The 15,487-nt window shown below is 40.6% G+C and carries 13 protein-coding genes; 4 read left to right on the forward strand and 9 right to left on the reverse strand.

The window, feature by feature from the left end; genetic code table 11:
- The first annotated feature begins 79 nt into the window (after positions 1–79).
- Positions 80–2,677 carry an OstA-like protein gene (locus AQ505_RS23995; protein ID WP_157262549.1) on the forward strand — a complete coding sequence of 866 codons (2,598 nt, stop codon included), beginning with the start codon at positions 80–82 and terminating at the stop codon, positions 2,675–2,677.
- Here the strand turns inward: AQ505_RS23995 and rdgB are convergent.
- Complete coding sequence (rdgB, locus tag AQ505_RS24000; RefSeq protein WP_062551190.1) at positions 2,652–3,227, reverse strand: RdgB/HAM1 family non-canonical purine NTP pyrophosphatase; 576 nt, start codon at positions 3,225–3,227, stop codon at positions 2,652–2,654. The genes AQ505_RS23995 and rdgB overlap by 26 nt on opposite strands.
- Positions 3,227–4,009, reverse strand: a complete 783-nt coding sequence (locus AQ505_RS24005; RefSeq protein ID WP_062550499.1) for a hypothetical protein — start codon at positions 4,007–4,009, stop codon at positions 3,227–3,229. Before AQ505_RS24005 ends, rdgB begins: the two co-directional genes overlap by 1 nt.
- A 145-nt stretch (positions 4,010–4,154) precedes the next feature.
- Here AQ505_RS24005 and AQ505_RS24010 point away from each other — a divergent pair, with 145 nt between their 5' ends.
- From AQ505_RS24010 to AQ505_RS24020, 3 genes are all read left to right on the forward strand, one after another.
- Entirely contained in the window at positions 4,155–4,712 is a 558-nt protein-coding gene (locus AQ505_RS24010) for a hypothetical protein (protein ID WP_062550500.1), read from the forward strand.
- A 62-nt stretch (positions 4,713–4,774) separates the two neighbouring features.
- Positions 4,775–6,133 (forward strand): peptidylprolyl isomerase, encoded by a 1,359-nt coding sequence (locus AQ505_RS24015; RefSeq protein ID WP_062550501.1) that lies wholly within the window; start codon positions 4,775–4,777, stop codon positions 6,131–6,133.
- Between the two features lie 4 nt (positions 6,134–6,137).
- Positions 6,138–7,100 (forward strand): AAA family ATPase, encoded by a 963-nt coding sequence (locus AQ505_RS24020; RefSeq protein WP_062550502.1) that lies wholly within the window; start codon positions 6,138–6,140, stop codon positions 7,098–7,100.
- A 177-nt stretch (positions 7,101–7,277) separates the two neighbouring features.
- Here AQ505_RS24020 and AQ505_RS24025 read toward each other — a convergent pair whose 3' ends face one another.
- The 7 genes from AQ505_RS24025 to mutL form a co-directional block, all read right to left on the reverse strand.
- Entirely contained in the window at positions 7,278–8,165 is an 888-nt protein-coding gene (locus AQ505_RS24025; RefSeq protein ID WP_062550503.1) for a glycerophosphodiester phosphodiesterase family protein, read from the reverse strand.
- Positions 8,166–8,376: 211 nt separating this feature from the next.
- Entirely contained in the window at positions 8,377–9,234 is an 858-nt protein-coding gene (locus tag AQ505_RS24030; RefSeq protein WP_062550504.1) for a nuclear transport factor 2 family protein, read from the reverse strand.
- Positions 9,235–9,327: 93 nt separating this feature from the next.
- Complete coding sequence (cysS, locus tag AQ505_RS24035) at positions 9,328–10,788, reverse strand: cysteine--tRNA ligase (RefSeq protein WP_062550505.1); 1,461 nt, start codon at positions 10,786–10,788, stop codon at positions 9,328–9,330.
- Positions 10,789–10,806: 18 nt separating this feature from the next.
- Entirely contained in the window at positions 10,807–11,919 is a 1,113-nt protein-coding gene (locus AQ505_RS24040; protein ID WP_062550506.1) for an endonuclease/exonuclease/phosphatase family protein, read from the reverse strand.
- Positions 11,919–12,782 (reverse strand): rhomboid family intramembrane serine protease, encoded by an 864-nt coding sequence (locus tag AQ505_RS24045; RefSeq protein WP_062550507.1) that lies wholly within the window; start codon positions 12,780–12,782, stop codon positions 11,919–11,921. Before AQ505_RS24045 ends, AQ505_RS24040 begins: the two co-directional genes overlap by 1 nt.
- Entirely contained in the window at positions 12,775–13,515 is a 741-nt protein-coding gene (locus AQ505_RS24050) for a rhomboid family intramembrane serine protease (protein WP_062550508.1), read from the reverse strand. The genes AQ505_RS24045 and AQ505_RS24050 overlap by 8 nt, the downstream gene beginning before the upstream one ends.
- Positions 13,516–13,520: 5 nt before the next feature.
- Positions 13,521–15,425 carry a DNA mismatch repair endonuclease MutL gene (gene mutL / locus AQ505_RS24055; RefSeq protein WP_062550509.1) on the reverse strand — a complete coding sequence of 635 codons (1,905 nt, stop codon included), beginning with the start codon at positions 15,423–15,425 and terminating at the stop codon, positions 13,521–13,523.
- Positions 15,426–15,487: the final 62 nt, after the last annotated feature.

Raw genomic sequence — 15,487 nt, forward strand, 5'->3', positions numbered from 1 at the left:
ATTCAAGAAACAAAAAAATAGCGCAATTGAACTCTATTTATTCTGGTGAAAATGGTAAGCAAAAAACTAACTTTGTAACGTGCAGAAACTATATATTTTTTTCATTTTATTCCTTCTATCGTTTTCTCTACTGGCTCAGCAGAAGACAAAAATCATTCTTAAAAGCTCCCAGCGTGCAAGGGTAGAAAAGAATAGCAATACGACTTATCTGAGAAATCCGGTATTTCAACAGGACAATGCGACTTTGGCCTGCGATAGTGCTATATTTTATGAAGCCAAAAATATGTTTGATGCCTTTGGCAATGTACACATCAACCAGGCAGATACGATCAATATTTACTCGGATCGATTAACCTATGATGGGAATACAAAAAATGCGCACTTAACCAGTAATGTGAAAATGATCGACAAAGAGTCGATTTTAACTACTAATATCCTGGATTATAACCTGGGTAGTAAAGTAGGAACTTATGTAACTGGTGGAAAGATTGTCAATAAAGACGTGACGCTGACCAGCAAAAACGGTTATTATTTTTCTAATAGCCGGGATGCATACTTCCGCTACAATGTGGTTGTAGTTACCCCGGAAACCACCATTAAATCGGATACGCTAAGGTATAACACTTTAACGAATTGGACTTATTTCTATGGCCCAACTAATATCATGGGTAAAGACGACAACCTTTACACAGAAAACGGTGCTTACAATACGAAAACTCAATATGCTTATTTCGGCAAGAAAAACTTGTATACCACAGGGTCGAAATCGCTAAAAGGAGACAGTTTATATTATGACGGGATTGCCGGATACGGTAAGGCCGTCCGCAACATTGTGTTTAGAGATACGGTGGATAAAACCGTGATGTACGGACAATTGGGCTATTACTACAAAATTGACCAGCGTACTGTGGTGACGAAAAACCCTTATGTAGGCCTGGGCACTTCCGATTCTATTATGGTGGGCAAGAAACTTGTCCCAGATACTTTATGGATGGGTGCCGATACGCTGGAAACGCAGATGGTACTCCTTAAAACTTTAAAATTAATCGCCTCCCCTGTGCTGAAGAAAGACAATGAGATGGGAGAAGCAGAAGAAGCACCAGAAGAGAAAGTTGGTGCCAAAAAGCCGACTGTAGTTGCGGAGACTGATAAAAGAAAAGATAAGAAAAAAGATAAACAACCGGTTGCAGCAATCCCTGTGGCAGCTGTGGATCCCAGCAAAACAAAACTGCCCAGTACAGCCGATTCGCTCTCTAAAGGAAACCTTCCCTTAAAAAAGGATTCAATTGCCTTGAAAATCAATCCTATTCCTATAGAAAAGAAAGCAGTCGCCTTGAGTAAAAAAGGAGCAAAAAAGATAGTTTCAGACAGCACCATATTGGTGGTACTGAAGGCGGCGGAAGTGATCCAGCCAGAATCGCTGACAGACTCCGCAAAAACGGCGCTGGAGAAAAGTAATACCGATCCACTAAAAAATGCAGCTGCTGAGGTCAAAAAAACTGCAGGAGCGCTAGCAGGGAGTAAAGCAGGCGCAGTAAACAAGGCAATCACAGGAGCAAAAAACGTTGCAGGAAATAAGGCAGTTGCCGGCGCTAAAACAGTAATTGGCAATAAAGACACCTTGAATAAAACAGTGACAGGAGCTAAAAATGGGGCAGCAAAAGCAGCGAATGTGGTAATGGCCAAAGATTCAATTCCTTTTAACCCTGCGGATACGATAAAAACAAGGATCATTAAGGCTTATCACAATGTGAGGGTTTATAAGTCCAATATGCAGGCCAGAGCAGACTCCTTGTTCTACACCAGTTCTGACTCTACCCTTCGCTGGTATGGCAAACCAGTATTATGGTCGGAAGGTTCTCAGCAAACTGGAGATACCATTTATTTGAAACTAAAAGATAAACAACTGAATACTTCACAAGTACTCAGCAACGCCTTTATGGTGAATGTAAATTTAGATTCTGCCAGGTTCAACCAGATCAAAGGGAAACTAATCACCGGATTTTTCCTGAATGGCAAGCTGAACAGGATGTTTGTAGATGGAAACGCGGAAAGTATTTATTTCAACAGGGAAAAAGACAGTATTTATACTGAAATGAACCAGACGGTGAGCAGCCGGATTAAGATCATTTTTAAGGAAAAAGAGATCAGTGAGATCATCACCATTAAAGATACAGAAGGGGTAAGAACTCCGATTAAGGAGCTTAAAGCAGATGTTTTCTTAACCGGATTTACCTGGAAGCCGGAATTAAGGCCATTGTCGAAGAAAGAAGTAATCAATGGCAAGCCGAAATCGAAACCTGGCGCCAAGAAACCAGCTGGTCCTAAAGGGCCAAAACCAGCGGCTGAAAAGAAAGATGGGAAAGAAGCCACTGTAGCCCCTCCTGATGGAAAACCAATTTCTGAAAAGGAGCTCCTTCCAGGGAAGTCGCTGCCGAAAAGTATCAATGGTGTTGCGGTTCCTTCAACTGAGGCCATTAAAAAAGAGGCGATTAAAGCGGGTTCCCTGAATACAGATTCTTTAAAAACAGAAGCTTTAAAGGCTATCCCATTAAAGGTAGACAGCGCCCAAATAGATAGTCTTAAAAAAGTAATTGAAAAAAAAGCGGCTCCAATTAAATCCGCTATTCTTAACCCGACAACAAAACCAGCTACTGCTCCTTCAAAAAAGCAATAAGCTTACGCATGGCAATGGCACGATGTGAGATTTCATTTTTCTGCTCCATACTCATTTGCGCAAAACTGATGTCATTACCCTCTGGGACAAAAATCGGATCGTATCCAAAACCTTGCGTACCCATTGGTTTTTCAGCGATATGACCGTTAATAATGCCTTCGAAAATATAGTTCTGCTGATTTTTGAAAAGGGAAACTACCGTTCTAAAACGGGCTTTTCGATTGGTTTGCCCTTCCATCTTTTGCAGCACAAGATTTAAATTTGCAGCATCATCCTTAATTCCTGAATATCTGGCAGAATAGATCCCTGGTTCCTGGTTTAAGGCTTCGATTTCCAAACCACTATCATCAGCAAAGCAATCCAACTGGTAATTTTCCAATACATACTGGCTTTTTAACGTTGCATTCTCTGCAAATGTGCTTCCTGTTTCCGGAATGTCTACGTTACATCCGATATCCGACAGATTCAATACTTTATATTGGCCGCGCAATAAATTGCCGACTTCTTCTGTTTTATGTTTATTATTTGTGGCAAATACTAATTCAGTGATCATAGTCCTAATTGTTTAAGGCTTCCCCATAATGTTTTCTTTCCGCCTGGATCCTGTTCCAGTTTTCTCAATTCTCCTGAGAAAATTACGCGGACATCTCCCTCCATCACGATCTTATTCTCCGGATGTGAAGGCAGCTGTAAATCCTCCGCTGAGACGCCAAAAGCGAATACTAAAACGCTTGAAAAATGCTGCTGCAAATCTATGAAACTGGTTTTCGGGTATTTCGCATAATTTAACAATGCAAAATCACTGGCTGTCAGATTAATTGATTTTACGATTTTACGCAGCAGTTCTCTTCCTGCCTCATCACTCACTTCGTGATCTGCATCATTTACCAAAATGAGGATTTTCTTTTTATTCTGACCCAAAAACTTGAAAGATAAGGCAGCTGGCCTTTCAAGAGCAGGAAACTGAGGAATCGTGATCGGGATCGTGGCTGAAGGGTCTACAGGAGCTGTAAGCGGGATCGAAGCAACAGCCACAGGAACAACCGCAGGTGCAGCAGCGGGAACCGAAGTAATTGCCGGATTAATAACTGGTGTAACTTCAGGAGCAAAAATCGGAGTAACCGCAGCTACAGTACCTGTAGCTCTTCCTGACACCGGATTTTCTAAATCCGCCGCAACAATAGGTTCCGCAGCAATCTGCACTCTAACTTTCTGTAGATCAGCCCCCAGTACTTCTCCAGTTGAAAACCCTTCCTCCCCCTTAATCAAATAAATATCATCTGTAAAAAATAAACGTAAAGCGTCTCCGTTAGTTGTTAGTTCGCTACCCATTAATGCTGATTTTGTTGGAAATCTTTTTTCTGTTAAAATTAGTTAAATATCTTATTATAGTGCCTTTATTTATTACTTTTATGCCTTAAAATATATATAGCATATATCTTTCGTGAGAAAAACTTGTTGCATTATCTTCTTCAGTATGACCTTTGCGGGCGCATTTGCACAAAATGTAGCCAGTATTAATGGGAAACCTGTAAGTAGTAAAGAATTTATGTGGGTTTATAAGAAAAACCACCCTGGGACTTCAAATATTGAATTTAAAGAACTGGAAGATTATTTAAACCTCTACCTGGATTTCAAACTTAAAGTACTCGATGCTAAAGAAATGGGATTTGACAGGGATACGGCCTATCTTTCAGAAATTAAAGACTATGAGACTGCCCTGCGTGCTCAGAAAAAAGTGACCCTTCCAAAGGCCACTTACTCGATGATCATCAATGAGTACAAGAACGCGGTACTCATGTTTAATGTATCGGAGATAAAAGTTTGGGATAAAGCTCAAAATGATACCCACCAGCTTCGCAACTTTTATGAAAGAAATCAATCGCTCTATAGTGATGGTTCTTTTGAAGAACAAAAAGGAATGGTAATCGCTGATTATCAAAGCGCACTGGAAAAAGACTGGGTGACACAGCTAAGGGATCGTTATCCGGTAAAAATAAATGAGGCAGAATTGAAAAAACTGGCAAAATTATAAACGCGGCTCCCCAAAAATATTAATGTTAAATTTGCAAAAGAATATAATTGAACGTACATAGAATGAAGAAATTTTTAGTGATTGCAAGCGGTTTAATCTGTTTGTTTTTAAACACACAGGCGCAAAAGAAAAATATTGATAAAGTTGTTGCTGTATTAGGGAATAATATCATTTTATTATCTGATTTGAACCAACAATATGCGCAATACCTGAATTCTGGAAACCCACCTGATGAAAAGATAAAGTGTTATATCCTTCAGCAGATGCTTGCTCAAAAATTACTGAAGCAACAAGCGGAAATCGATTCAATTACCGTAGATGAGAATCAGGTAGACAATGAGGTGGAGAAAAGAATGCGTATGCAAATTCAACGTGCCGGTGGTGAAGAGCGCTTAGAGCAATTCTTAAACCGTTCCGTTTTGCAATACAAAGATGAGATCAGACCGGATATCAAAGAGCAGTTAATTTCTGACAATATGCAGCAGCACATCACAAAAGATGTGAGCATCACCCCTCTTGAAGTTAAAAAATACTTTGATTCTTACAAAAAAGATAGCTTACCTGATATTCCTACAGAATTTGAGGTTGGAGAGATTGTGCTTCACCCAAAACTAACGAAAGCAGAGAAGCAAAAATTCTATGATAAAATCGATGCATTAAGGTTAAGGGTTAAAAGTGGTGAAGACTTTGCTTTCCTTGCAAAATCATATTCTGAAGATCCAGGATCGGCACCTGATGGTGGTGATTTAGGTTTCTTTGACCGTACAAAAATGGTAAAAGAATTTACAGCATGGGCCTTCAAATTGAAAGCCGGTGAGGTTTCCCCAGTTTTTGAAACCGAACATGGTTTCCATATTTTACAGGTGATTGAACGTCGTGGAGAACAAGTCCAGGCCCGTCACATTTTGATTCGTCCACAAACAACGCCAGCCAGTTTAGAACGTGTAAAACTGCAGGCAGATAGTATTTATAGTAACATCGTCAACAAAAAAATCACCTTTTCTACCGCTGCTTCTTTGTATTCTGACAATAAAGAATCACAGTACAATGGTGGAATGATGCTTTACGCAGATAACGTTACTGCAAGAACGACTTTCATTCCTGCTGATAAACTGGACCCTAAAGTATTCTTAGTAGTAGACACAATGAAAGTTGGTGATTTATCTAAACCAATAATGTTTACCGGTCAGGATGGTAAAGAAGGATACAAATTATTGTATCTGAAATCTAAAATCCCACCACACAAAGGAAACCTGGAACAAGATTATTCTAAGTTCAAAGAAAGAGCACAACAGGCCAAAATTGACCGTACGTTGAGCGAGTGGTTTGAGAAAAGAAGAGAAAATACTTACATCAGAATCAACCCTGATTATGACCAGTGTGATGAGTTAAAAATCTGGGCTCAAACTTCTAAAAAATAAATCTATGCCATTTGAAAATGAGATTAAAGCAGTAGACGCCTTACATCAGGTATACAAAGACATTAAAGCCGAGATAGGCAAAGTGGTTATTGGGCAGGATGAAGTGGTGAAATCAGTTTTAATCGCTATTTTCAGCAATGGCCATTGTCTGTTGGTCGGTGTTCCAGGTCTGGCTAAAACCCTGCTGGTTCAAACCGTATCGAATGTGCTGGATCTTAATTTCAATAGGATCCAGTTCACTCCAGACTTAATGCCCAGCGACATTATTGGGGCTGAAATTCTTGGTGAAGACCGCAACTTTAAATTCATTCCCGGACCGATATTTTCAAATATCATTCTTGCTGATGAGATCAATAGAACCCCTCCGAAAACACAGGCTGCCCTATTAGAAGCCATGCAGGAAAAAGCAGTTACTGCAGCCGGACAAAGACATATCTTACCGAATCCTTTCTTCGTATTGGCCACACAAAACCCAATTGAACAAGAAGGAACCTATCCGCTTCCAGAAGCACAATTGGATCGTTTTATGTTCCATGTGCATTTAGGCTACCCTTCTTTTGAAGAAGAATTGACCATCGTAAAAAACACCACCAGCAATCGGGATGTTCAGCTGAAAAAGATCATCAATTCGCAGCAGATTCAATATTTTCAGAAACTGGTCCGCAATATCCCTATCGCTGATAATGTAGTAGAATATGCCGTTAAACTGGCTAGTAAAACGCGTCCGCATACTGCGCATGCGACCGAAGAGGTGAATAAATACATCAGCTGGGGCGCAGGTCCTAGGGCCTCTCAGTTTCTTGTAGTTGGTGCCAAGTGTCATGCAGCGATTTCTGGGAAGTATTCACCGGATATTGAAGATGTGCAGGCGGTAGCAGAAGCCATATTAAGACATAGGATTGTTCGGAATTACCGTGCGGAAGCAGAAGGTCTTTCCATGGAACAGATCATTAAAAACTTGTTTTAAAATTAAGTGATTCCGATTTTTACACAGGGCTATAGATCGGTTCCAAAGCAGCATTCATTTTATAGCGATAATTGATTTTATACCATGGCTCTAATTAATTTTACAGTCGCCAGCCCTATAAAAAGAAGGCCCTTGAAAATTTTCAAGGGCCTTCTTTTTATACCTCATTTCTTTTCTTTACTCTTCTTTCAGCAGCGCTGGTTTAAACAGATTTGGATAATCCGTTACCAGACCGTCTACTCCTAACCCAATCAGATACTTCATCTCTTTAGTGGAATTGATCGTCCATGGGATGATTTTAATCCCGGCTTCGTGACAACGATCCACTAAGCTTTTTCCTACCAATACTGAATATGGGCTATATACTGTCGGCTTAAATCCTAATTCCTCAATATTAACTTCAAAGTTTTCCTTTTCATCGATCAGCAATCCAGTTTTGATCTTAGGATAATGCTCATGAAGGTATTGAAGTGTACGGATATCAAATGATTGGATGGTCACTCTTTTCTCCAGTTTCTTTCTTTTCACAATTTCCATAATCAGGTCTACAAACTCCGAAGGTTCCGGTTGAAATTCTCCATCTCCTTTGGGGATCAGTTTTGTTTCAATACTGTAATTAGGTTTAGTAAGCTTGTTGAATTTCACATAAGACTCCACTGAATCCATCGTTTCTTCCAACAATGGTTTATATGCTTTAAATTTCTGCTGGCCAGGATAACGGTTGTGAATTTTGCTTCCTACATCGAATTTCTTCACCTCCTCATAATTCATTTTGTAGATGTTATATTTCTTTTGATCTTTTAAACTGATGGCTTTACCATCTGGCTTCAAACTGATCTCTGCATTAAAATAGGGCTCCTGAGAAAGCACCACCTGCTTATCTTTTGAAATCACAGCATTCATCACTAAGGTATTAACGCCGAGATCTAAGGCTTTAATCATTCCTGGTATGGTATTTTCAGGCATTATGCCACGAGCGCCTCTCTGGCCTTGTAAATCGAATTTCTGAGCCTGACTTTGACCGACAATCAACATTGCCGCAAGGATTAGTATATTTTTCTTCATTAAATGTATTTCTTCATTAATTATGGTTACTCTTCATCCATAACGCAGATAAGGTATGATCCTTATATGGATGGGCATTGAAAATAAGAGATTAAAAACGGAAATATCAAAAGCTAATACTAAGCGACCTCAAAAAGGTAAAACTCAGCCATAAAAAAAGGGTTTTTAAACCAATTGTTAAAAACCCTTTTCTCTTTATATTATCATTTGATTAACGTTCAGCAGGTGTGAAAACCTGCATGATCAGGTTCCAGTTATGGTCGGCCTGACGCTCATAGATAAACACGTAATTGAAGCTTTCTCTTAAATCTGCTTTATAATCAATGGTTGCAACGCCATAAGTATAGGCAAGATCACCACCTAAAGCTTTATCTGCTTTAGTAGTTTTAAGTGTCATATTTTTCACCATACCGTTGTAGAAAGCCATGGCTTTATCTTTTCCAACGATCGGCTCATATCCAGGGAACAATACTCTGGCATCAGGATTTAAGAAACCTGCAAATGCAGCTACACCGTAAGACTTCAGGGTAGTATTCAACGTTTTCTCTGTGGTCACGATGATATCTGTTCCCGCAGCTCTTTGTTTATCGGTTGCAAATTTAGGTTTATAATATTCTTTAGGCTCGATATAAGAAGTTTCCAGCTTATTCAGCGGTTTGTTGTGCGTAGTACCTAGATCTAATGCCAATTCCCATTTGCCATCTTTCGCTTTCCATACGGTCAAATACTGCCCGTAAGTTTTCTCTACTCCATCGATTGTATAAGGACCTGTAGTGAAACCCCAGTCTCCGCTCTTAGCTACTCTTGCATAAGTTGGCGTCCAGCTCACATTTTTACTCTCTTCCTGTGTGGCATAAAAAGTTTTCGCATTTACCGGATTCGGTCTGAATACTAGTGCATCATTTGCGGAAAAGCTAGTGTAAGCACTTTTGGCGCCATGTTTTGCCAGGCTTTCTGCAAATTCTTTCTCTGCTTTAACAAGAGATTTAGTGGTTCCGTCCGACTTCTGTGCATAAGCACCAACTGTCATAGAAAGGGCGACTACTGTATAAAGGAATTTATTGATCATGATTTGAAATAGTTTGAATAATATTTTTGTTTGGTACGAATATAATTGTTCTGATATTTTTGATCTGCAAAATTAATTAACAATTCAACATCCCTAGGCTTTATTCCAGGTCGTTCCTTCTTTGCTGTCTTTCAATTGGATGCCCATACTTTGCAGGCCCAATCTGATTTTATCTGAAGTTGCATAATCCTTGTTCTCTTTTGCCGTCTGACGTAAGTCGATCACCATATCTAGTACTGAATTTAATGCGATATTAGAAGTTTCCTCGTCTTTTAGTCCGAAAATATCATACACAAAATCCTGCATCAGCTGTTTAAGCTTGTCCAGTTCTACTGCAGAGATTTTTCCTTTTCCATCATACACCGTATTGATAATTCTGCTGGCTTCGAAAAGTTCTGCAATCACCACCGGGCTGTTGAAATCATCATTCATTGCTTTGACGCAATTGTCGATGATCGGATCGATTTCGAAATCACTGCTTTCAGCTGGCGTCAATTTATCGAGTAAACTCAAAGCATTCATCAGCCTTTTAAATCCTTTTTCCGAAGCATCTAAAGCTTCATTTGAGAAGTCTAGTGTACTGCGGTAATGTGCCTGTAACATGAAGAATTTAACCGTCATCGGGCTGAATCCTTTTTCCAGCAACGCATGGTCTCCACTAAACAATTGTTCCGGTAGAAATCCGTTACCTGCACTTTTCGACATCCTCGTACCGTTTACGGTCAGCATATTGGTATGCATCCAGTATTTTGCCGGTTGTTTATGACTGCAAGCTTCAGACTGGGCAATTTCATTGGTATGGTGTGTTGCTGCAAGATCCATTCCACCGCCATGAATATCGAATTCTGCACCAAGATATTTGGCACTCATTGCGGAACATTCAATATGCCATCCTGGAAAACCTTCTCCCCATGGGGAAGCCCAGCGCATGAGTGTTTCCGGTTTTGCTTTAATCCAAAGTGCGAAATCTAACCTGCCGCGTTTCTCGTTTTGTCCACCCAGTTCTCTGGTATTCGCCAGCATATCCTCCAGGTTTCTATTGGTAAGAATGGTATAGTTATAAGTCTGACTGTATTTTTCTACATCAAAATAGATGGTTCCATTGGATTCATACGCATAACCATTGTTCATGATCTCTTTGATCATTTCAATTTGCTCGATGATGTGTCCGGTAGCGGTAGGCTCGATACTTGGCGGTAGTGTATTGAACATTCTCAATACATCATGGAATCCCAAAGTGTATTTTTGCACAATTTCCATTGGCTCCAATTGCTCCAGTTTCGCTCTTTTAGCAAATTTATCATCTCCTTCATCACGATCACCTTCCAAATGGCCGGCATCGGTAATGTTGCGCACATAGCGTACTTTATAACCACTGTATTTCAAATACCTGAAGATCAAATCAAAAGAGATGAACGTACGACAATTGCCCAGGTGAACATCACTGTAAACAGTAGGTCCGCACACATACATACCTACATGAGGTGCGTTTAGCGGTTCAAAAAGTTCTTTTTTACGTGTTAGGGTATTGTAGAGCTGTAAGCCTGTATTCATCTTGCAAAGGTAAAAATTTTAGCGTGTTAATATCAAATCACTGCGAACAGGAAAATGGTCTGACAATTTAGCGGGAATCACCAGATGATTCAAAACTTTGATGTCTTTTGTAGTGGCAATATAATCAATTTGGAAGTTAGGAAACTTCCCATTATAAGTTCTACCCAAGCCGGTACCTTCTTCCTGAAAAGTATTGTGTAAAGATTTTGTCAGCTGCGTTACAGCATAAGAAGCTGGGGTATCGTTAAAATCACCAGCAATCAGGAAGGACGTCGGACAAGTGGCCATGTGGGCCTTCATGATGTCGACCTGCTCACTTCTTTTTAGAAAAGCATTTCTAAGCAATACCAGGATTCTTTTAGAAGGCTTAATTTCCGCATTCATCTTTTTCGCCACTTTATCAATGTAGCTGTAATCCTGTTTATCAAATGAGATCGATTGTAAATGAATATTGTATACTCTTAGTTTCTTTTGATTCACTTCGATGTCCACGAAAATGCTGGCATTGCCGCCAAAGTTGGGTCCGAAAGCGATCGTTCCGGTATCCTTAATCGGATAACGGGAAAAGATGGCCAGTCCTGTTGCTTCATAATCATTCTTACTGGAAGGCACGAAGAAAAAGTGTTTGGTCTTTAAGATTCTTTTAAGGCTATCGGTAATGTCAAATGAACCTTTTTTACGGGTAAAATACTCCTGAAAACAAATGACGTCTGGGTTTTCTTTTTCAATCAGTTCCAGCATCTGCTGTTTCACAGATTCTACATTTTCCAGGCCATAGGGTTTAAAGCTATGTACATTATAGGTCATCATCCGTAAGGAAGCAACATTATATTTTGGCCCTTTATCATCCTCTCCAAAAATCCCTATGGTGGCCGTTAAAGCCTGCCATCCTACCAGGATCAAGGCCACTGTACCTATTGCAAACACCCAGCGTCTGCGCAGGCACCACCAGATCACCATAAAAATATTCAGAAAGAGAATAAAAGGATAGGCAAGGCCGAAAAAAGCGATCAACTGATACTTCCTGGGGTCAAATCTCCCGGCAAGAAAGCCCAGTAAGAGTGCCAGCGCTAATGCAAGCGCCAGTACACGGACCAGTTTATCAAAAAATGTAGGTTTTGATCGCTTCATTAATGTTTGCTCGCCTTAAACAGGGTTTCCTTTTCGTCTTTACTTAATTTATCATATCCTGATTTAGAGATCTTATCTAAAATCGCATCTATTTCATGCTGATTAACGGAGCTTGCAGTTGATTTTGGGGCAGATTTTGAAGGTTCATTTCTCACCACTCTCAGCTTAGGTTTTCTTTTGAAAAGCTGACTCCAGTCTCGTCCTTTGTGCAGCACTTTAATGTAAGCAAAGCCGAATAAGGCACCTCCGATATGGGTAAAACTACCTCCAGCATTGGCTGAAGCCAGTCCAATCAGCTCCATTGCAATATAGGCCATGGCCAGATATTTTAATTTCACGTCGCCCAGCAATAACATTCTAATGCTATAATCAGGCACCAATGTAGCAGTAGCCACAATTACAGCCATTACCGCAGCCGATGAACCAATTACTGTTGCTTCTGCGACCGATCCTGCAAAAACAGGGAAAATGTTATAAGCAAGCGTGTACATTGCTGCACCAGCAATCCCTCCACCGAGGTAGACAAAATGAAACTGCCGAGGTTTTAAGAAATCCAGGAAGATTTTACCCATCCAGTATAACCAAAGCATATTGAATAGCAGATGTAAAAACCCATCATGAAAAAACTGATAGGTAATCACCGTATAAAAGCGCAATGGCAGCTTTGCGATCGATGCCGGATAGCCCAGATATTCCCTGATAAAAGCAGGGAAATTCACAGATCCTACACCGGATAAGAAGAAAGGGATGCCCAGAAATGCCACTACTAAAAATAGCAGCACATTGATGCCAATGTAAAAATATACCGGATTTCCGGATTGAAATACCCGGTATTTTAAATCTTCAATAAAAGACTTATTCATAGTATTTATAAAATCTATTGTTGTCCTTGTCTTTCCACAATTTAACCAATATAAAGCCTAATAATGCACCACCTAAGTGTGCATAATGGGCAATAGAGTCGCCGGGAACACGTGCCACTCCTAAAGATAATTCCATTAAAATGTAAACAGGAATAATATATTTCGCTTTTACCGGAATCGGGATGAACATGATGTACATTTCCGTATTCGGGTATAACATTCCAAAAGCCACTAACAAGCCGAAAATAGCACCTGAAGCACCCACCATTGGGAAACCATAAATTCCGATCAGGGTATCTCTGGCTTCTGCGGAAATACCGGGAACACCTACCTGCGCCATTCCCCGGGTTAAATCTACCATTACCGGGTTATGCAGTACAGACCCTGTAATTTGATACACTTCATAGGCCTGTACCCCCATTTGCAGGGCTACTGCCCCTAATCCGGTGATCAGGTAAAAGTTAATAAAGCGTTTCGCTCCCCACCTGCTTTCAATGACGCCACCAAACATAAATAGGGCGAACATATTGAAGAAGATGTGCATAAAATCACCATGCATAAACATGTAAGAGACCGGCTGCCAGATTCTAAAAAACTGCGAGTCGAAGTAAAAAGCACCCAACAAATAATCCAGGTCGATTCCTGCATTTTTCATCACGAACTTGGCAGCAAAAAACAGTGCATTAATAATGAGCAGGTTTTTGACTACTGGTGGGATATGGATATTATTCATCGTTGCTATTTATCAAATTTTTTATCAAGTTCAGTCAGACCGATGGTTTGGATTACTGGCTTTCCACTGATACTAAAGTTAGGTGTTTGACAGGCAAAAAGCTGTTCAATCAGTGTATTCATTTCTTGCTGTCCTAAAACTGCGCCGCTTTTGATGGCACTATTTCTTGCCATACTTCTGGCCAGCGCATCTCTTTTGCTCAGTTTAAGTTCTTGCTGAGAATTTTTAAATCCCTCAATCAGGTGTTCAAACAACTGCGTTTCATTGCCGTTATTATTGCCTAGATCTACTGGGATTCCTTCAATGATCAGCGTATTTTTACCGAACTCCCGAACCTCAAAACCGAGGCTTTTAATGTCTTCCAATAAGCTTTTTGCCAATTCAAAATCATTCGGACTTAAGGTCACCGTTTGTGGGAATAAACTTTGCTGAGAAGCACCTTTACGATCATCCAGGTGTCTGCTGAAACGTTCGTAAAGAATCCTTTCATGAGCGGCCTGCTGGTCGATTAGCATCAATCCCGATTTAATCTGCGAAATGATGTACCTGTTGTGCAGCTGCATCAGCTGTTTCTGAACGGGTACCAGAGAATCGTCCGGTAATTGTCCGGGTAATTCAATGGCCGCCTGCTGTGCGGTATCGCTATGGTTGGCTACTTCATATAAAGCGCCCCATCCCTTGGTATTTGGTACAATCGCAGCACTGGCATCTCTGCTGGCTCCGCCGCCACCACTTCCTGACCTTGGAAAGGTAGTAGGAAAGGTTGCTGCAGTAGCGGGTTCCCTAGTCGGTTTATCCGCAGCAAAAGGGTTAAAGTCCGGATTGAAGCTGATGCTTGGCGGTACAATTTCTTCCGGTGCTTTATGGGTAATCATCCCGCTAAATCCAGTTTCCTGGTCAAAATCAATCGTTGGGCTGATGTTAAACCTTCCAATAGAGCGCTTAACCGCAGAATGGAGGATCGCATAAATAGATTTCTCATCCAGGTATTTGATCTCCGTTTTTGTAGGATGTACATTCACATCAATCTTTGCAGGATCAATTTCGATGAACAGCACGTACATTGGGTAATGATCATCAGGCAATAAATCTTCATAAGATTTACTCACCGCATGGTTCAGATAGGCATCTTTAATGTACCTGTTGTTGACAAAAAAGAACTGTTCTCCCCTGGTTTTCTTTGCGAACTCAGGCTTTCCAATAAAGCCCTTGATATTGATGATGCTGGTTTCCTCTTCTACAGGAATCAGGCGCTGGTTATAATTATTTCCAAACAGGTGAACGATCCTTTGTTTCATGCCTGAGGCAGGTAAACGGTGGATTTCTACTCCGTCATGGTGTAAGCTGAAAGCTATTGCTGGATTTGCCAAAGAAATACGTTGAAATTCTTCCAGTACATGGCGCATTTCTGCGGAGGTACTTTTGAGAAAGTTTCTTCTTGCTGGCGTATTATAAAAGAGATTTTTCACTGAGATACTGGTCCCTACAGGAGTCGCTACCGGCTCCTGATTGGTGACCTCAGAACCTTCAATTTCTACCATGGTACCCAGCTCGTCTTCATGGCGGCGGGTTTTCATTTCTATCTGCGAAATTGCGGCAATAGAAGCCATGGCTTCACCTCTGAAACCCATCGTACGAATGGCGAATAAATCTTCTGCTTTTCTGACTTTCGAGGTGGCATGACGTTCAAAGCACATGCGTGCATCAGTAACGCTCATTCCACAGCCATTATCTATCACCTGAATCAATGCCTTACCGGCATCTTTTAAAATCAACTGTATCTTGTTTGCACCTGCATCTATCGCATTCTCCAAAAGCTCCTTCACGGCTGATGCCGGGCGTTGCACTACCTCTCCGGCCGCGATTTGATTGGCAACACTATCCGGTAAAAGTTGTATTATATCTGACATTTATTTCTCTCTGGTAAAGGTTGCTAATTTAGGGAAAATAAGCCTCAATACTCAGTTTTCAT

It is taken from the genome of Pedobacter sp. PACM 27299 (assembly GCF_001412655.1).
In the GTDB taxonomy this organism is placed as follows: Bacteria; Bacteroidota; Bacteroidia; order Sphingobacteriales; family Sphingobacteriaceae; genus Pedobacter.